This window comes from Nonlabens tegetincola, from assembly GCF_002117085.1.
Lineage (GTDB): Bacteria > Bacteroidota > Bacteroidia > Flavobacteriales > Flavobacteriaceae > Nonlabens > Nonlabens tegetincola.
On sequence record NZ_CP019342.1, the window covers coordinates 683182 to 703250 of the forward strand.

At 34.7% G+C, this 20069-nt stretch carries 17 protein-coding genes; 6 read left to right on the forward strand and 11 right to left on the reverse strand.

Translation table 11 applies throughout. The features are described 5' to 3' along the window. The first annotated feature begins 31 nt into the window (after positions 1-31). Positions 32-1087, forward strand: a complete 1056-nt coding sequence (locus tag BST91_RS03390) for a hypothetical protein (protein WP_042278399.1) — start codon at positions 32-34, stop codon at positions 1085-1087. Positions 1088-1273: 186 nt separating this feature from the next. Here the strand turns inward: BST91_RS03390 and BST91_RS03400 are convergent, their stop codons facing one another. From BST91_RS03400 to BST91_RS03430, 7 genes are all read right to left on the reverse strand, one after another. After that, positions 1274-2332: a nucleoid-associated protein gene (locus BST91_RS03400; protein ID WP_042278402.1), complete on the reverse strand. Its 1059-nt coding sequence runs from the start codon at positions 2330-2332 to the stop codon at positions 1274-1276. Positions 2333-2335: 3 nt separating this feature from the next. Further along, complete coding sequence (locus BST91_RS03405; protein WP_085774455.1) at positions 2336-2854, reverse strand: IS1096 element passenger TnpR family protein; 519 nt, start codon at positions 2852-2854, stop codon at positions 2336-2338. Between the two features lie 68 nt (positions 2855-2922). Further along, the gene (locus tag BST91_RS03410) at positions 2923-3969 is read right to left on the reverse strand and encodes a COX15/CtaA family protein (RefSeq protein WP_085774456.1); all 1047 of its coding nucleotides are present in this window, start codon (positions 3967-3969) and stop codon (positions 2923-2925) included. A gap of 294 nt (positions 3970-4263) precedes the next feature. Beyond that, positions 4264-5598, reverse strand: a complete 1335-nt coding sequence (locus BST91_RS03415) for a M28 family metallopeptidase (protein WP_085774457.1) — start codon at positions 5596-5598, stop codon at positions 4264-4266. A 69-nt stretch (positions 5599-5667) separates the two neighbouring features. After that, positions 5668-6975, reverse strand: a complete 1308-nt coding sequence (locus BST91_RS03420; RefSeq protein ID WP_244895685.1) for an amidohydrolase family protein — start codon at positions 6973-6975, stop codon at positions 5668-5670. A gap of 10 nt (positions 6976-6985) precedes the next feature. Next, positions 6986-9943 carry an amidohydrolase family protein gene (locus tag BST91_RS03425; protein ID WP_085774459.1) on the reverse strand — a complete coding sequence of 986 codons (2958 nt, stop codon included), beginning with the start codon at positions 9941-9943 and terminating at the stop codon, positions 6986-6988. Positions 9944-10025: 82 nt separating this feature from the next. Next, positions 10026-11129 (reverse strand): DUF3810 domain-containing protein, encoded by a 1104-nt coding sequence (locus BST91_RS03430; protein ID WP_211280403.1) that lies wholly within the window; start codon positions 11127-11129, stop codon positions 10026-10028. A 70-nt stretch (positions 11130-11199) separates the two neighbouring features. Between BST91_RS03430 and BST91_RS03435 the strand changes: the two genes are divergently transcribed. Together BST91_RS03435 and BST91_RS03440 are read left to right on the forward strand one after the other, a co-directional pair. After that, positions 11200-11391 carry a hypothetical protein gene (locus BST91_RS03435; RefSeq protein ID WP_042278414.1) on the forward strand — a complete coding sequence of 64 codons (192 nt, stop codon included), beginning with the start codon at positions 11200-11202 and terminating at the stop codon, positions 11389-11391. Beyond that, on the forward strand, positions 11384-11572 hold the full coding sequence (locus BST91_RS03440; protein WP_085774460.1) for a hypothetical protein: 189 nt from the start codon (positions 11384-11386) through the stop codon (positions 11570-11572). Before BST91_RS03435 ends, BST91_RS03440 begins: the two co-directional genes overlap by 8 nt. A gap of 19 nt (positions 11573-11591) precedes the next feature. On the opposite strand, the gene BST91_RS03445 is transcribed toward BST91_RS03440, so the two are convergent. From BST91_RS03445 to BST91_RS03455, 3 genes are all read right to left on the reverse strand, one after another. Further along, the gene (locus tag BST91_RS03445; RefSeq protein WP_085774461.1) at positions 11592-12143 is read right to left on the reverse strand and encodes a GRAM domain-containing protein; all 552 of its coding nucleotides are present in this window, start codon (positions 12141-12143) and stop codon (positions 11592-11594) included. Positions 12144-12149: 6 nt separating this feature from the next. Further along, entirely contained in the window at positions 12150-12671 is a 522-nt protein-coding gene (gene ribH, locus BST91_RS03450; protein WP_042278418.1) for a 6,7-dimethyl-8-ribityllumazine synthase, read from the reverse strand. Between the two features lie 117 nt (positions 12672-12788). Continuing rightward, positions 12789-13589 carry a tetratricopeptide repeat protein gene (locus BST91_RS03455; protein ID WP_042278420.1) on the reverse strand — a complete coding sequence of 267 codons (801 nt, stop codon included), beginning with the start codon at positions 13587-13589 and terminating at the stop codon, positions 12789-12791. Positions 13590-13844: 255 nt separating this feature from the next. Here BST91_RS03455 and recF point away from each other — a divergent pair, with 255 nt between their 5' ends. Genes recF through BST91_RS03470 form a run of 3 tightly spaced genes read left to right on the forward strand, consistent with a single transcriptional unit; the run spans position 13845 to position 15623 of the window. Beyond that, a complete protein-coding gene (gene recF, locus BST91_RS03460; protein ID WP_085775669.1) occupies positions 13845-14924 on the forward strand; it encodes a DNA replication/repair protein RecF in 1080 nt (359 codons plus the stop codon). Beyond that, entirely contained in the window at positions 14921-15334 is a 414-nt protein-coding gene (locus BST91_RS03465; RefSeq protein ID WP_085774462.1) for a lipocalin-like domain-containing protein, read from the forward strand. Before recF ends, BST91_RS03465 begins: the two co-directional genes overlap by 4 nt. Continuing rightward, positions 15324-15623 (forward strand): DUF721 domain-containing protein, encoded by a 300-nt coding sequence (locus tag BST91_RS03470; RefSeq protein WP_042278422.1) that lies wholly within the window; start codon positions 15324-15326, stop codon positions 15621-15623. Before BST91_RS03465 ends, BST91_RS03470 begins: the two co-directional genes overlap by 11 nt. On the opposite strand, the gene BST91_RS03475 is transcribed toward BST91_RS03470, so the two are convergent. After that, a complete protein-coding gene (locus BST91_RS03475; RefSeq protein WP_244895686.1) occupies positions 15624-20015 on the reverse strand; it encodes a translocation/assembly module TamB domain-containing protein in 4392 nt (1463 codons plus the stop codon). Positions 20016-20069: the final 54 nt, after the last annotated feature.

A 20069-nucleotide genomic window follows, 5' to 3' on the forward strand; every position in this document is an offset into this window, starting at 1 on the left:
TGACTGAAAAAAAATTGATTTGTAACAAACAATGAGCGAAAATATAGCTACAGAAAAATTATTATCACGTAAAAAGCCTACTTATCCCATTGACGACGCACTATTTGGGTATGTGAAAAAATATCATAGGTATACAAATATTCCAGTTTCCTATGACGATTTACTCAGATTTCAAGGTTCAATAAGTGTGTATAATAAAGATGATGAAGATACATTATGGGTACGATGTTATTATCCAGATCATGAGCGTGATATGATAGATAATTATCTTAAAAGAGTTTATGATATTTTATACAGTGATGGGAAAGACAAAACTTTGGACTATTTAAACATAGATGCCATTGACTTTTGCACCTTTGGTAATACTAAACCCTTTAGAATAAAAGTACGTAATGTATTAAACGACAGTTTCACTTATTTCTATGTAAAAAAGGCCGATGCAAGTAGGGTATACGGGCTAGAAATTGAACACTTATTATCACCACACCGTATAAGCTTTTTAGTGCACGACGACACTTTGATTGAAGAGCATATTGCTGGTATCCCAGGTGATGAATTTATTAAGGATTATCTAGAACGTTGTGATCGTTTAGAAAAAACTCAAATAGCTAAAGAGTTTGTGAAATTCAATGAACGATGTACCATTAGATTGTTAGGAGACATGCGTGCTTACAATTACGTGGTCATTCCTACCCATGATTTTGATAGAGTAAGTTTTACCATAAGAGCTATAGATTTTGATCAACAGTCCTATGAAGGAAATTTAAAAGTTTATAGACCTCAATTCTTCAAAGAGAATTTTCCTATGGTGGATAATGTGAGCAAGCATCTTAAATTAGAAAGTGTAGAACAGTATAGGAAAGAAGAAAGATCCCTAATTGCCAAACGATTGACAAATACTCAAACACGTTTTAGGCAACTCATGAAATGCATGAAGCAGGATGAGATTACGACCAAGGCGAAGCTTAAATCATTAAAAGCTGATTTGCACAACTTTACTGGTGATATAAAGTTTAAAAAATCAAGAACAATGGGTGGTGTGTTGAATACTGCGCTAGACTTTGTAGTCAGAAACTACAAAACCTAGCGTGTAGAGGTTCTCAATCTTATTAAAGTAAGCAAAATTACCGCCACAGATAATCCAATACCTAAAATAGGATTTTGATTAGTGGACCAGCTTAGATCTGCATAGTTGATTTTAGTAAAATTTAGGATTGCAAAAGCAAGTGCCGCAATTAAGAGAATTAAAAGTGGTGCCTTTGCTCTCATGTGATTATTTCTTTTCCTCTCTATTAAAGTACACTAGGTAGTAATACATTTGTCTTTCTTCGTCCCAGCCTTTTTCTATGAATTTCTCAGCGCTATCAGGATTAGTAAAATCCATTTTTATTTGCACATGAGTGTCAAGATTAATCACGTTTTTGATTCCTTTACGCGCTTGTGTAACAGCGGTATTTGATATAGGAAACTCTGATACATCTTCAATACTATACTTTGGTCCTTTTTCTACCTTAAAATTCTTAAACTCAGGTATTAATTCTGGATTTTCAAGGGTATCATTTAAAAAGGCTGTTTCTTCAAAATTATCATTTTTTGCAAAGTGGTTAACAGCTCTATTCAAGAACATCACCTCTTCCTTTTTATCCTCGGCAGGTAGTACGACCTCTTTGGCAAAGTCTTGACAAAACTTCAAGTACTTTTTAGTAAAGAAGTTTTCATCTTCAAAAACGTCCACACCTAGAAAGCTCTCTAGCCAATATTTTGCATCATATCGATTGCTGTCTACACTTAAAATTTTGTATCCGTTTTCTTCTGCAACATTAAAAATGATTGCTCCTTTATCCAATTTGTTAAGATTAACACCTTGTTGTAGGATCATTTCCAGTTCAATGTCGCCTTCTTCAAACTGTAAAAAGTCTTGTTTAAGTTCACTTTTAAAAATACCTATGGCATCAGTTTTCTGATTGTCTACCATTACATTGTCAAAGTAACACACGTACAACTCACCGCTACGTATATGTGGATGAACCGACTGCTCATACAGGTGCTTTGCAATTTCCTTACTTTTATCTAGCAGGATTGCAGGTGTTGAGAATATCGCTTTCGCGAAAGCGTACATATCATGAAAATCGAGATCAGTATCATGATAAAAGCTATAATAAGCTTCTTCTTTACTACGAAATGGCTTTAAGAAATATTCTTTTAATAAAGAGTGCATCTCATCATCTAAAAGAGTAGATTTTGAAGAAGTATAAAGTAGTTCGCCTTTATTTTTGTTACCTATACGATGAATCGCTAGGTCCTCTATACGTGTATTGTAAAGATTAATCATATACTAGTAAAGTTCATAGTCATCAAAAGATTCCTCATCATAATAGTCGTCATCATCATTGAGGTCATCATCGCCTAAATCGTTATCAAATCTAGGGTCAGCTTCAAAATTTCTATCTGGTGCTTCATCTGGTAATTCTCCCATTGCAAAAAGTACTCTAGGGTATTGTTCACCATCCTCGGCCTGATCTATATCAACAAGAGTTATCATGAAGGTCCACATGCTCAAAAAATCGTAGATATAGATAAGGTTGGGTTTTTGTTTACTCAATGCCTGATCTATAGTGGTGTCTTCCATTTTCTTGACAGGCTCCATACCACCGCTCATATCAAATAGACAATATTCTTGCCCTTGATTCCACTCATCGTCGGTTTCATAGAAGCTAGCCATCTCATCACCTTGAAGTTGAAATGACTGGTGAATGATATTGTGAAAGTCTTCTAGTGTACTAGTTGCTGGTATTTCAAGATCTCTCAAAACATCATCGGCGCTGTCTAGTATCACTCTAATTTTATAAATCATGTGTAACTTTTAAAGGGCTTCAAAGATAAAATTATTTACAAGTATCCTTAAGATTTTAACGTCATAAATTATGAACGATAATGAACGGTTCTTAAACGCATCCAAAGATAAAATTGCACTCCTAAAATTACAGATGCTAGCACTAAATGTGATGCCTGTGAGCCAAATGGGAAGTCAACGTAATTCATTAATACTCCACCAATAATAGTTAAAATAAAAAGGACAGCTAGCCAGTAGTAATAATTACGAGGATGTTTGTAAAAACGTACTGCTTTATAAATAAAATATCCATGTAGTAGTACCAATAGAATGGAATAACTCCTGTGTATTAAAAATACTAACGGTGCATTATTTTCTAGCCAGGTACTTTTTACAGGATAACCAAAAATATCTATTTGATGATCGATGTACTGCCTTACTTGTGTTCCTAGTGCTACTTGAATTAATGTGAGAACGATAAGCACCAAAGCGAATTGATGCCATTTACCCTTATGAGCATATCTGTTATCCACTGACTGCACTTCGTGCAATAAATATATAAGCAGTCCTACAATAAGTAATGCCACTATCATATGTATGGTGATGAGTAGCGGTGATAGGTTGGTGTCCACTACTATTTTTCCGATAACGGCTTGTACAAGCATAGCTAATAAGGCAACGGCGGTGAGAATGGTGATGTATTTCTTTTTTCTGAAAAACTGAAAAGAAATAATAGTTGCTAACAATACTACTAGTCCACCTAATGCACCTATTAGCCTATTGATATATTCTGTCCAAGTATGATACTTATTAAATATACTGTAATCGTGTTTTGTGTAAGGTTCCCAATTATCGGCATTGTAAGAATATGATGAAGTAAAATCTTTCTTTGCAACCCTTAAGCTTTCATCAACGATAATGACCATCCCTTCTTCGTATGAGGTCAACGGTTGAAAATCTAGTTGAGCTCGCTCTGTAGGTGGTATTAAATATCCGAAGCATTTAGGCCAATCTGGACATCCCATTCCAGATCCAGTCATTCTAACTACTGCGCCAGCCACGATTATGAGGTATATTACGACAATACTTAATCGTAACCACTTGCGATATGTTTTTTCGGTGAAGATATTTTTCATAAAGAAATTCCTAGCACAAAATACTTCACAAGAATTAAGCTGAAGTATTTTATTTAAGAAGTCTATTTACTTGGAAGTTCTTACAAAAAAAATGGAGCACGAGCTCCATTTTTCATATCCATTCCCCATCATGGATATTAATGCAAAAAAAATGATTTCCCTACAAAATCAAAAAATATTTTGCCTTCTAAAATAATTTTTCCTCTAGGATTTTTGTAGATATCTAACGGATTTTTGTTAAAATACTTGTTTTTACGATTAATTGAGTGTGTTCATTACTCATTTGATTAACAATTATCTACTTACTTCGTTAGGAAAGACAACTATACTTTCTGTTCCATCGGCAGCAACAGCTGCAACACCAAAATAATAATTATCAATAACAATACCTTCTAAAGTATAGTTGTTGGTGTTTCCTACAAATCGACTGTGGTCCCATGTAGGACTTGTGGTGTCTCTCCAATAAATTTTATAACCAACCGCATTAGGAACTTTACTCCATTCTAACCTAGCACTAGCTTCAACCATTCCACCAATTTTCACGGTCTTTGGTGGAGCAGGAGCCCAAGCTAGTTGCGCAAGGTTGATAGCGTTTACTGCGGTTAATTTTTTGGCATATGGAAAGTTTACATGCTTTACAACATCGCCATATTCAATTCCATTCTCAGTTCTAATATCTTGATGTTGTTGTGTGTAGTTCTCATGAGCTTCCATAATCCTAATTCCTGGAAAACCTAAGTCATTAAAGGGTCTATGGTGTCCACCACGTCCAAACCTATCCAGTCTATAAATCATCATAGGATTCATTTCGGGCATATAACTTTTAACGGAATTATGAATATACCTAGCAAGCTGTCTAGAATGTCCGTCGACTTCACCTCCATAAAATCTTCTTAAACGTTTAGTTGTCTCATCATCGGTGACGTTGGTAGGTTCACTAAAAATCCTGAAACTTCTATTATCTATGACACCATCTACACCTTTAATATTCCCTATCATGTCATTATTAAGAATTCCTAAAACATTCCAATCATTATCCTTGGCATATCGTGCAAGCCCTGCACCACCAAATAATCCTTGTTCTTCTCCGCTAAGGCCAACATAAACGATGCTGTTTGCAAACTTTCGTTTGCTTAGTACTCGTGCGGCCTCAATTGTTCCTGCCATTCCGCTAGCATTATCATTAGCACCTGGAGCGTCGGTTGTGAAGTCCATAGTATCACTTGCTCTTGAATCAATATCACCGCTCATGATAACAAAATTGTTAGGCTGTGATGTACCTCTTTGAATAGCAACAACGTTTACAACCCAAGCGTCTTTTGGTACGCGACTACCCATTTCTTTAGTAACATAATCTCTTTGATAAAATACTTCTAGACATCCACCGCATTCTGCAGATATCTTATCAAACTCGGCTTTTATCCATCTTCTTGCAGCACCTATACCACGTGTATTACTCAATGTGTCAGAAAACGTGTTTCTAGTTCCAAAACCTGCTAATTTTTTAACATCATTCTCAATACGTTTTTCACTTACTTCATCAATGATTGAATATAAATCTTGTTGGTTGTCACTAGGTACTTGCGCAGTGGCATAAAGTCCTAATAATGCTATTATTATGTATCGCATATAGTTAAAAATTAAAAACCCTTATTCCTAAATTTAATTAAGAATAAGGGTTTTGAGTTAGATTAATAGTTACTGATTGGAACGTTGTGGTTTTTCACCAAATTTTTTCATGTAACGCTCGTATAATTCAGTTTGATGAGAATTCAATGAGATATCTCTTCCATCAATAAAGGCTCTTGTAAGTTGATTTCCTCTCATGTCTAGAGCATCGCCTTTTGAAATAAATAGCGTTGCACTTTTACCTTCTTCCAGACTACCGTACTCTTTATCTATTCCTAAAATTTGAGCAGGAGTAAGTGTGATCATTTTAAGGGCTTGTTCCTTATCCATACCATAACCAGCAACAGTTCCAGCGTAGAATGGAAAATTACGTGTTTGATGACGTTCCATATCCCCAGAATTTTCAAGTGCAACGGTTACACCAGCTTTTGCAAGTAAATATGGGAATTTATAAGGCATATCATAGTCTGAATCTTCACGTGCTGGTAAATCGTGAACTCTACCTGCAAGCACAGGAATGTTATTCTGTTTAAGAAGATCTGTCACATTTTGCGCTCCTTGAGCTCCAACTAAAACTGGTTTCTTAATGTTGTTCTTTTTTATAAAAGTAACTACATCTCGTATTGATTTTTCACCGTTCACGTGAAAATAGAACCTTCCATTTCCATTTAACTCTTCTCTCATGGCTTCAAACTTTAAGTTTGATTCATTGTCTTGAGTCATGTTGTGTGCCACAGCATCGTTAAAAAAGTCTTGTAATTCAATGATGTTTTCGTCATACTTTTTATTAGGTTCAATAGGACCAGGGTTGTACCAGCTACCTGATCTACTAAAACTACTAGGCCAGTTTATATGGATGCCTTCGTCCATTGATATGACTGCATCTTCCCAATTCCACGCGTCTAATTGTACTACACTGGATTGACCAGAAATTCTTCCGCCACGAGGCACTACTTGAGCTATTAAAACTCCATTAGGTCTCATTGATTCGACTACTCGACTTTCTGCATTGTAAGCTATTATACTACGTATGTGTGGATTGTACACACCGATTTCACGTTGATCAACACTGGCTTTCACTGCATCTACTTCGACAAGTCCTAGGGTACTATTCATGGCTATAATTCCTGGATAGACGTGCATACCGCTAGCCTCGATTACCTCACCTACAGGATCTATACGTACTACACGTGCATCTGCTACGGCTGTTATTACACCTTTATCGACGATAATAACAGAATTTTCAATTACTTCACCATTACCTATATGAGCAGTTGCGTTCATAATAGTAAAGGATTTTTTTATGCTTGCCGGAGTTTGTTGTGCACTCACCGCTACGGTAAAAAGAGCACAAAAAGCTATCACTAAGTTTTTCATTTTTTTCAATTTACCAGTTAATGGTTTCACATTCATACAATTCTTTTTCTCGCTTTTTAGGGGTTTGCGTTTTCATTCCCTTATTTTTTGCTTCTATCATCTCGTTTACGAGTTGTTGTCTTTCTTTTTTTATGCTTTCGCGAAAGCGTAAATCATTTTCCTTGCTAAAGAAAATAATACCATCAATCATAGTATAATCTGCACTTGCTGTTACACTCATAGGATGATCGTTCCAAAGTACCAAGTCGGCATCTTTACCTACTTTGATACTTCCTGTACGGTCGTCAATATGTAAAAGTTTTGCAGGATTTAGGGTAACAAACTTCCAAGCATCTTCCTCACTTACATTCCCATATTTAACGGCTTTGGCCGCTTCTTGATTTAATCTACGTGACATTTCTGCATCGTCTGAATTAAAAGCTGTAACAACTCCTTGAGAATGCATGATCGCACCGTTGTAAGGTATGGCGTCGTTTACTTCATATTTGTAAGCCCACCAGTCACTAAAGGTTGAACCACCTACACCGTGCTCGGCCATTTTATCGGCTACTTTATAACCTTCTAGAATATGGGTAAAAGTATTTACTCTAAATCCGTGACGCTCGGCTAATTTCATAAGCATATTAATCTCGCTTTGTACGTAAGAATGACATGAAATAAATCGCTCTTTATTCAAGATTTCTAGCATTACTTCCATTTCCTCGTCGTATCTAAATGAATCTGTTCCTTTAGTTTTTTCGTATTCTCTTGCTCTTGTGAAGTAATCTTCAAAGACTTGTTCAACACCCATACGACTTTGTGGAAATCTTGTACCGTTTTGATAACGAGATTGTTTGACGTTTTCACCTAATGCAAATTTGATGAACTTAGGTGAGTTTTCTAAGATCATTTCATCGGCAGGATAACCCCATTTAGGTTTAATTATAGCGCTACGACCACCTATAGGATTTGCACTACCATGTAATAGTTGCATGGTGGTAACTCCACCAGCTAGGTCTCTATATAGATTTATATCTTCATGATCTACTACATCCTCAATAGTAACCTCGGCAGTGCTATTGTGACCAGCTTCATTAACTCCATTGTCTATAGCAATATGACTGTGTTCATCAATAATACCACTAGTAAGGTGTTTACCTGTTGCATCAATTACACGTGCTCTTCCTGCATTTAAATTTGTTCCAATTTTTGCAATTTTACCATCCTTTACAAGTACATCAGTATTTTTTAATATACCATCATCCTCGTTTGTCCAAACTGTAGCATTACGATATAGAATTGTTTCTTGCTGTGGTCTTTGTGAAGCACCATATGCTAAGTTAGGGTAGGTGAGTGCACCTAAATTTTTAACTTCCTTATCCTTATTGTCTTCTTCTTTTTCTTGGTCTTCTTCATTTTCTTCAGTAGAAGATGCTACAAGAGTAACTGGCAAAGTATCACCACTAGGTAAATGTACAGTTCCCGTGAGATCTTTACCATCGGGTTGTACCACTATACGTGAATAGCTTTTATCATCACTGTCTTTTTGAGTCATCATTAAATTAAGCCATTGTCCATCAAAACTTGATTTACTACCTAACTTTAAGGTATCGATTTTAATAGTGGCTTTTTTACCATCTCCAGAAACAACAAACTTGTATTCATCACCATTCAAGGTGGTCGTGTAGGTTCCATCTACGTTTGGCGTATGACGATTTTTAATGATGTGTTTTGATCCTTGCACCCAATTTTCAAATATTTTAGTTTCCTTATCAAACAAGGGACCAGAGGTCATGATGAAATTTGCAAGTTTTCCTTTTTCAAGGGAACCTACAAGATCATCAGCTTTTAGTATACGTGCTGGTGTTAAAGTAAGGGCTTCTAGGATATCTTCTTCACTTAAACCATACTCCATTGCTTGACGTATATTCTCATGAAGTTTTTTAACATCTTTAAGGCCATGTGCTGTTATTGAGAACGTAATGTTATTTTCTTTAAGCACTTTAAGATTTGCAGGTGACTGTTTCCATTCTCTCATATCTCCCAGACTTACGTACCATTCTTGATAAGGATTTGAAACGTCATAAGCGTCAGGAAAATTTATAGGAACGATAAGAGATGCGTTTGTGTTTTTAATCTCACCTATCATTTCATAAGCATCTTCACCACCTACAATTACAAATTGTTTTCCAACTAAATCACCTACTTTATCAACTCTTAAAATATTTTTTTTATCACCAGCTTCAATTATTTGAGTAAGGTTCTTGTTTTTTATGAGAGCCTCTAAAGAGAGATCTCTAGTGTTTGAGTTTCCTTTTTCATACCAATTTGCATCAAAATGAGCTTGTCTAAGTAAGGCAAGGGTTCCCATAAGTGAAGTAGGGTAGGCTTGATTAGTTTGAACACTGCGATCTAGAGAAAAATGCTCTGCATTTTCTCCACGCAAAATTCGATTACCATCATCACCATTATTATTTAAGGCAACTAACATTCCAGTACCACGAGCAATACCATCATGTAAGTGAGTTTGTACTGTTCCATAACCAGCTTCTAAAAGCTTTTTGGCAGCCTTTTCATCGTACTTGAAATAATCAATAGCATTTTGTTCTGCTCTTATGTGATCATTCCAATAGTACCCTTTACGACCTTCATCATATTGTTGTGAGCGACCGCGTTCTGCTCGGCTTGGTTTTTTCATTGAAAAATCACCATAAGCTTCGACAAATGAAGGATAAATATGATTCCCATTTGCATCTTCTATAACGGCATCCTTAGGTATGGATACATTTTTACCTATGCTTTGAATTTTACCATCCTTTATAAGAATAGTTGCATTTTTGATGACATCACCTGTTCCTGTGTGAACAGTAGCGTTTGTAATTGCTCTTGAAACATTATTTACAGCGCTTATATCATCGTTGTTAGGGAAATATTCTTGTGAATGCCCAATAAAACACCACAAGAAGAAAAGGAAAAGAATTTTTTTCATCTTTTAAGACTGATTATTATGATATAAATTTTTGTTAAGGCTTAAAGATAGTTGAGCCGTTGCTAAATAAAAGTTAAAACTATTAGTAGTAATTCACTAGTAATGCAACTACATAATTGTAGGTGTCAATTCCTTTAGGTTGATTATTAACTTTTAAATAGGAATCGTAAACAGAATGTGAAACCTTTTCCACCAATCCATCTTGATATGGTTTCCAAAAATCTCTTAGTTCTTGATAGTTTTTGAAAATACCTGGTTTAATTTCTTTAGCTACCATCGCATACTTTTCAGGATCTCTCAAATACAAATCATTCAAACAAAATTTAAGGGCGTATAAACTAGCACTGTATTGAAAATGACGATCAGGATGTTTTAATCCAGCATCAATAGCTATAAAATTTGCTTCGTTTTCTTTGGCAAACCCTAGTTGATGAGCCATTTCATGCAAGCATAGTACTGGAGTCTTGTATGCGTTTATCCAGCCATTAATTTGAGCTTCTCCTGTCAATGGATTTAAATAACCACTGTAACCCATATAAGTAAGTGGTACTGTGAGCAAGGATTTTTTCAAACTTACGATTGAATACTTTATCCTAGCTTTATTGAGGTGATAATTCTCAAAAGCCATAGGAGCCATATTCATCCATACCATTTGGTCGTTTCCAAAATCTACTTTTAGAGAATCGTTGTCTTGGATTGATTCATGTAAATTATTGCTAAGCTCAATGAAATCTTTAGTCACCTCGAGTAACTGCTCTGTAGAATAATCTTCTTCAATTTCCAGTATTTCGTGCATGGGTAATCGATAGTAATTAAAACCCCAAGCCATATGAAAATAAAAAATAATAACATTAAGCGTTATTAAGATCTTTGCAACTTGATTACCTATTGTTCCTTTAAGAATTGAATTGTTTACTGAATTCTTATTCTTAATGAAATATAGAATTTTGGCTATCAACTTAATGATCCATTTTATAAGCAAAAGGATAAGTAATAAATAAATAAAATCACCAAAGGAAAAGGGAATCCAGCCTAGTCCTACTCGCATAGCATCTGCTATAAAGGGATAGATACCGTTGCTGTAGTAAACCTCGATAAAATTATTTGCATATTTTAACCCGAAAAATACCATAAACTGGCCGACGAGTATGACGCTATATACTAGAATTTTTGCTTTGACTTTCATCTGGTACTAAAGTAAACTATTCCTAGGTAAGCTGGCTTTTAATTGTTTATTTTAGCATTAAATTCAAGTTATGACACAACGTAAAAGAAATCCCAAAATTGGAATATTATTAGCGATACTATTTGTGGGATTTGGTTCATGGCGCTTGGTAGATTACTTTTTCTATGATCAAAATATTCCAACATGGCGTTTAGCATTTTCTGCTATTTTCATCATCTACGGTCTATTCTTGGCCTATTCAGCTTTTACAAAAAATGAATAAAAAGAACTACACCTTGTTTCTTAACCTAGCCTTCATTGGTATAGGTGGTTATAAGCTATACCAGCATTTTATTGACGGCATTGAACTACCTACTTATCAAATAGTGCTAGCCGGATTTCTAGTTCTTATGGGTGTTTACCAATTAATAATGCTCAATAGAAATTTTAAAAAACCAGAATAATTAATGGTACTTATTCAGGTTATTTAGATTTGCGTAAGTGATATTCAATTTCTTTTATCCATTCCTCGCGATCATTTACAGTAAATAGATGTTGTTTATCCTGGGTATGAACCATAAATTGATTTTTAATCCATCTAAACTTGTGAGTTGGTTCTATATTAAGAATGTCAGAAAACCGAATATTATGTTGACCAGCTTGAAAATTTACTTTATGACTTTTAAAAATCAAACCTAGGTTGGTTATCAAAAGCTTTCCACCAACCATCTCATATTTTTTCTTAAAGTTTGCTGGACCTTGGGCTATAATTTCTTCTTCATGTTCAAGAGTAGGTTGAGACTTTTTGTTCCAGCCTTTTCCCATTTTTATCATGATTGTAGGAAATACAAAAGTGAAGAACAGAGCAAAAAAGAAGGCGTTAAATAAAATGTATTGCCACGTGAATAATTCTTTATCCATGTAATATGTCATGAGCGCCATAATACCACCGTAAGTAATCGAGGTAAATAAAAAGATAACTAATCTAACTTTCCAGTTTGCTTTGTATTTTATACCTATCTCCTTAATCGACATATGAGGTTATATACTCATTTTCAGGTTACCCATTTTAATCGCTACCACTGCCGCTTCAGACCCTTTATTGCCGTGAACGCCACCGCTGCGAGCAACAGATTGCTCGTGAGTATCATCTGTAAGCACACAAAAAACTACAGGGATATTAGTGCTATTTAAATTTAAATCTTTTATTCCTTGCGTAACTCCTTGACATACAAAATCAAAATGAGCTGTTTCACCACGAATCACACTACCTATAGCAATAATAACATCCAATTGCTTTTTAAGATTGCGCTCTTTCATAGGATAGGTGCTCTTTTGCATTTGAGAACAACCGTAAATAAGTTCAAATGAACCAGGGACATTCATTCTGAAAATACGCTCTTCATCCACGCCGCAATCTAGGAGTGTTTCATACGCACCTTTAAATAGGTTTTCGGTAATATCATCGTTCCATTCACTTACTACAATCCCTACTCGCAGTTCACTAGAGTCTGGTAGTTCATTTTTATCGTATTCTGAAAGATTTTTTCCTGCTGTTGCCATGGTTACAATTTTGTGACGGTAAAAATACAGTCGGTTTGATAGTTACTTAGTTAAATTAACTAAAAAAGCCGTCGTAGAAAAGAGTTCTGCGACGGCCTTTAGGTAGTTTAATATACACTAGTTTTTTGAAGCTCTAGCTTGAGCTAATAAAACTTGTGCTGTAGTTTTTTCATCAGACTCTGGGAATTCTGATTCAATTTTTTCTAATGCATCAACTGCTGTACTATTATCTCCTGCTTGTAGAGCAGCCTGTGCAGCTTTTAATAAGTACTTTGGTGATGTGAATTCATTTGATTCTATTTCTGCAGCCTCTAGGTAGTAAGGAATAGCTTGTTCTGCTTGATTAGCTTGTACTAGAGCATCTGCGATACCAGCCTTAGCCAGAGATGCAAGTACAGAACCGTTACCATCGTATTCAGATAAATAATCGATAGCTTTTTGATATTTGTCGCCACCTATGTTCAGGTAAGCCATTCCCGCTTTATAGTTAGCTATGTTTGCAGCATCAGTACCAGCGTATTCCTCAGCTATTTTGGCATATCCGTATTTACCATTTACACCTTCTATAGAAAGCATGAATAGCGAGTCTTTTTCTTGAGTGCTAGTTGAGTTCATTGCTAGGTCAAAGTACTTGTCAGCCTCTTTACTTTCAACGATAGCTTCATCGGCTTTAGGCGCCATAACAAAATTGTTGTAAGCCCAGTATCCTAATGCTACAAGAGCAGCTACACCAACGATAGCAAAAATGATATTTTGATTTTTACTTACCCATTCTTCAGTTTTACTCGCACCTTCATCTAGGGTACTAAAAACTTCGGCAGTAGTAGATTCACTCTCGTCAAAGATTTCTTCTACTTCATTATCAATCTTTTCTTTCTTCGTTTTAGGTTTATATCCGCGCTTATTATACGTTGCCATAATTTGATTGTTAAACGCGCAAAAATATAACAATTCTGCAATTATAAAAACGTGTGAAAGCTTTATTGTTAACACCTGCATCAATTACATTTGCAGGAAATAGATTTCTGTTAAGATCTATGATATAATTAATGCTTTGTTAGTGGTGTTTTCGCTTTCGCGAAAGCGAACTTAATCTAATAAGAATTGTCAATAATAAGTTATTGTTATTCTTGTTTATAACAGGTGTTATTATCTCTTATGAGTATAAAAATCATGCATTTAACTAACTTACATCTTATAAACTATAAAAGTTTTGAAGCGGCAGATTTTGATCTGGATGAACGCATCAATTGCTTTGTTGGTAATAATGGAATAGGTAAGACTAATGTGCTCGATGCTATATATCACCTAGCACTTACAAAAAGTTATTTCAATCCAATAACGGTTCAAAACATTAAGCATGGCGAAGAGTTTTTTGTTATAAGCGGTGAATTTCTCAAAAATGAACAAGTAGAAAAAATTACCGTAAGTGCCAAACGTGGAAACAAAAAGGTAGTTAAACGCAATGGTAAGATTTACGACAAATTAAGTGAGCACATAGGTTTAATCCCTGTGGTGATCATATCACCTGCTGATAGGGATTTGATTACCGAAGGCAGCGATACTAGGCGTAAATTTCTTGATAGTGTGATATCCCTAGAAAACTCGGTCTATTTCAATAATTTAATAAAGTACAACAAGCTTATTCAACAACGTAATGCGTTGCTCAAGTATTTTGCAGCCAATAGAAAATTTGACAGTACAGCTTTACAAGTTTATGACGAGCAGTTGATTCCTTTAGTCAAAGAAATTCACCTTACAAGGGTTAAGTTTTTAGAGCAGTTCTTACCAATATTTAAAGATTTTTATGCTCAAATTTCGAGTAGTAGTGAAGAGGTTACGATTCATTATAAATCGGACCTGCATAATACTGATGCGGCACAGCTCTTAACACAAGCGCAACAAAAGGACATGCATTTACAATACACTAGTGTAGGTGTGCATAAGGATGATTTAATTTTTACTTTGCAAGATCATCCAATTAAAAAGTACGGTAGTCAAGGACAACAAAAAAGCTTTTTGACAGCTTTGAAGTTGGCCCAATTTCAATTCATCAAAGAACGTAGTGGTGTAACTCCTATTTTGTTATTGGATGATATTTTTGATAAATTAGATGAAAACCGCGTGAGTCAGCTCATCAATATGGTAAATGACGATAGATTTGGTCAAATTTTTATAAGTGATACGCACACATATAGGACTGAAGCTGTTATTAAAACTACTGATCAATCTTATAAGATCTTTGAATTATGAAACTAAGAATAGTACTGTTAATAGCTAGCTTATTATTTATTTCATGTAGCAGTGATAGTGATAAAAAACTTGAATTACTGGATGGTTATTGGAATATTGATACTGTTACTTTGCCCGATGGTAGTGAGAAAGAATTCCCTTTTTCTAACCATATGGATCATTTTGAAGTAGAAGGACTGAACGGTGTAAAACATAGAGTGAGCCCTACTTACGATGGTGGTTTTGTAAATTATGGCAGTCCGGTGTACTTTAAATGGCAAGAAAACGAAGATGAACTAATTCTTATTTTTAAGGAAGGAGATAATTCTTACCAGCAAAGTGTTGAAGAAGTAACAACTACCGATCTAGAACTGAAGCACGAAAACGGTACTATTTATTCATACAAACGATATACGTCTAATGAGGAATAATAAAAAAGAAGATTTTGTAGATATGAAAGAGGTCTTAAAAAATTTTAAGACTGAAAATAACCTACAAAAAGGTTTTGATAAAGTTGACGTTAATAAAGCCTGGGAACAAGTAATGGGTCCTGGAATTTCAAACTATACCACTCATGTAAAGTTTGATAACGGAACTTTATTAGTTTCTCTGTCTTCTTCTGTACTTAGACAGGAATTGCTTTACGGAAGATCAAAAATTGTAGAAAATCTAAATGAGCATTTAGGAAAGGAGCTCATCCAGAAAATTATATTGAGGTAATTATTTAAAATTAACTACGGTTTCTTCCTCTTCTTCGCGACGTGCTTTCTTTTTGTTCTCTAGTGCAAGTTGTTTTTTGAATATCTTATTATAGAGTTCTTTTAAGCTATCAAAATCCACCGAATATTGTAATCCAATTCCTTGGGTAAAGTCCTCTTGTTGACCTAATTGCTGTAAAGTGTTTTCTCGATTAAATAGTTTTAATCTTAATGAGCCGTCGTCGTTAAGCAAAAATTCAATTTGTACATTTCCTATCACCGTACGTTCTGTAGATGATGTGTTACCAACTGGAACCCCTAATTTCCCGTTTATAAGTACACGGTCATTGATTTGTGTGCTCAAGGTTATACCGAATCGATCGGATCTTTGTAAATCAGAATTTGGATTACGTTCTGACGCCTCGTAATTCACACCAAATTGTAGCTTACTGTCTTCTCTATTCACCAGATCATTTACAATTCCCGTAACGCTTTCAACTACGTTTCCTGTTACAGCATTTTGCCCAATGCTATTTGGATTGTAAAAGGAACCAGTTGCAACTAGGGATAGTGCCTGTAATTGACGTTGTGCTTTATCTTGTAAACGGTATTGAAGCTCGGAACTTACAACACTGCCGGCGCTAGGAAATTGTATGTCAAATTCTGGATCAAAGTAAGTTAAATCACCTTGTAATTCCGTAACAACTTCTACTGGGATTTGTGCATTAAGGTTAGGATTATCTAAAAGGATTGATGGGTTTGCGTTAGTATAATAGGTGGCTTTTACATCAATATTTGCATTGAATGGATCACCATTCCAGTCGATTGTACCACCAGGTTGAATGATAAAGTTCTTATTTACGATACCTGCATATTTGAAATTGTAAATACCATCGGTAACAATAAAGTCACCATTCATAATAAATTTACCATTTGTATTGATCTCTAATAATAAATTTCCTGCACCGCTACCTTTAAGGTAACTACCGTTAGTAGGATCTACGGTAATTTCAACCTCAGCTTCAGGAGTAATGTTTAAATCAAAATTGAGTTCTAGACCGTCCACATCGTTTATAGCTACATCTTCTCCATTAAGTCTAGCTTCTTTTTCTTCTGGGCTTAAAAAATAAATCGCGCTTGTATCTCCTAAAGATTCACCATCATCTATAGGAATTTTAAATACAGTGCCAGCACCAGTAGTAGCTACAACATCGATTACTAGAGATTCTGCAGGACCTTTAATGGTTGCATCACCATTGATAAATGCTGTACCGTAATACAGGGCGTCAGGTGTGAGTTCCGTATTTAGAACTAATAACCTATCAGAAGCAAGAGCTAAATCCAATTCCCAGAAACCAAAGTTTTTATGTCGTATTTCGCCAGTTAACTCACCTGTTGTTCCATATTTCGTATCTGTAAGTTCTACTGTGTTAAAATCAAAACTGCCAGTCGTTATAGTAATTTCTTCCTCTTCACCAAAATCAAAGTCTGTATTTAAATAAGGAACTCTTAAACCTGCATTTTTTAATAATAATTCACCGTCAAGATCAGGTTCGACTAATCTACCTGTAATGGCAACTTCGCCACTTGCAAAACCTCTCATGTTATCTAATACAATACCACCTAGTGGACTGAGCGCTATTAAGTTGAAATCATTAAAATAAGTTTCTACATTTATGGTACTGTATTTTCCACTTGTGTCTATGGTTCCTTTAGCCTGAAAAGATTTGTCGTTTTTATTTTTAAGTTGAGCATTGACGTTATAGGCGGTAAGGGCATCGTTTCCTTTAACTTCTAATGCAAAATCTCCTAATGGTGTTTCATTTACGTTTAAATCAGTCACCGTAAAATCAGATACTGGTGCATAATTTCCATTTTTTTGTGAAACCGATAGATAGCCGTCTAATTTACCTTTCATACTTAAGCTATCAATAGGTTTAAGTAAACTAGAAAGCCTAACGTTTTCAAAATCTAAAAAGAGATCTTTATCTTTAGTTCCATTCATGTTTCCAGAAACAACAACTTTCTCTTTTTTATGTTGAGCTACTATCGTATCTAATTTGAAGTCCTTAAAGTCATGATCAAAAACTAATTGAACATTCTCCTGCTTTTTGTTGAGCAACCATTCCTTTCCTCTAAAATTGATGTCGCTTTTACGAACTCCTATTACCGAATTATTGTCGCTGTTAACTGTATGATAGAAACTTAAGTTGAATTTTTCACTATTATCGTCGGACCCTACAAACTCTGTTCTAAATAGCAAAGTGTCTTGTCTAGTAACATTAATGAGCTGGAAATCGTTTATATCATAAATACCATTTTTAAAGTTTTCAACTTTAATATATGTATTAAAAAGAGGGTTTTGATTATTCACTTGAACGTTCACATCGTCCAATTTCATGTCATAAACTTGTACTTCTGGAGTTCTAAAGTTCATTCGGAACTCGGCTTCATTACTAGCCACCTCGCCCTTAAGAATTGTGTTTTCACCAAAATCTAAAAACGGAAAAACAAGATCAACGATTTTATCATATATTTTGAATTCATATTTCAAGTATTGATCTTGAGTTATACTTTCTGATTTATAATTTGTGTATACATTACCTATACTATTCTTAAATAACTCAGGAATTTCCTCAATTATAAATTTACCCGATAGTTCACCTTCAATAATATCTGTACTATTAATGGTAATAAATCGTTCTTCTTCTTTAAAATAAGAGGTGATTAAAAAGTCTTCAAAGAAGAATTTTTTATTAGGATTTGTATACGAAGTATTTTTAAACTCAATAGTTCCCGCTGCGTCATCAAGGTTAGTACCCTTCATTTTCATAGCAACATTTCCCTGTAGGATGGCTATTGAATCACGAGTGAATAAATTAATGGCATTTAAATCTGCTTTTTCAATATTGGCAGTGAAGTCATAAGTATTTATGTCGTCAGAAAAGTCCGCTAGCCCATCAAATGTAAGCTTCAAATTAGGATCGTTGACAACGAGCTCACCATTGAACAAAGGTTTCTTTAAGCTACCGTTAACTCTAATATTTCGGTACGTGTAACCATTGAATTCAAACCTACTAATACTTCCTTTAAGTTGACTGTTTGCATTATTAGGATTAAAACCACGCCCATTCACATCGAGATTAAGTGTAGTTTTACCTAAGGAAGCTACTCCTAATAATTCGCCTAGATTAACAGATTTTAAAATTATATTACCATTATAACCTATTTGATCTGATTGTATTTCAGTCAAGGTTAATTGAGTATCAAAATTACCTTTACGAGTAGTTCCTGTTAGGTTAGAAACAACAGTGTTTGCATTTACACTAGCATACCCTTTAGCCTTTACGATGCCTAGACTATTAAGCTCTTTAGGCATTTTTCCGTTAAGAATATTAGGCAAAAACTTCTCTAGGCTGCTTTTTGAAACTTGCAGATTTTCAAAATCACCTTCAATAAAAAAGTTTTCCTCATTTTCAATGAGGTTTTTAAAATGCATATCACCTTCTATAACTATTTCATCAAGGGATTGTGCTTTTAATTTATCAACTTTAAAATCATTTAAGACACCAGTTAAATCACCAGATATAGTGACCCTTTCATTTGGTGTTATCTCGTTATAGAACCTTCTTAAATCGTTAGTGTCAAAATCACCTTCACTTATCTTAAAATCCCAATTTACTTTATTGACAAAATCAACAAAGTCTTTTCTGTCATAGGTAAGTTGTAGATCACCCTTAAGAGTAGAGTTCTCAGTTTTTATAGAAAGGTTAGGGACCGATATATTCTGTGGAGTATACGTTAAGTCGGCAACGAGATCAGTTATTTTTAAATATTTTGTACCGTTTATTTCTGTCATTGCACCATTGTACATGTCAAAATTAGACGACTCAATAGGCACAATAATGTCGGATCCATCAATGGTTAAAGAAGCAGCAGTAGCATTAAAATTGGTAGCTATAAATGATTCTGGATACCTTAAATTTTCATCTATTATTTTAATATCTGAATTTGTAATTTCAAGATCACCTGTAGTTAGTACGAATTTACTGCTTGATGTAGATGTACTGTCAGAAAGCTTTTCAATAAATATTTGCAGGTTATCGTCCTCTTCACCTTTATACCTTTTCAAATTGAAAACCACACCATCTAAAGAGGTTGAACCTAGGTTAGGTTGCCCGTCAAGTAAATTCCCTAAACTTAAAATAGAACTCTCTAACCTGTTGATAAAAAATAAGGTGTCACCACGATGATCTAGACTCAAAACTTCTTTAAGAGCCACATTGCCGTCATACGTGATTTGAACTCTTTTGACATCTAGGTTAATATCATAATCCTCATTTAAAGAGTTAGTTAAGTACTGTGCGGTTGAGGTTTGAACACTAGGAATACTAAATACTACAACTACTACCAAAAATAGTAGGAGTAAAATAAGCACCGTGCGTATTAGTATTTTAAAGAGTCTTTT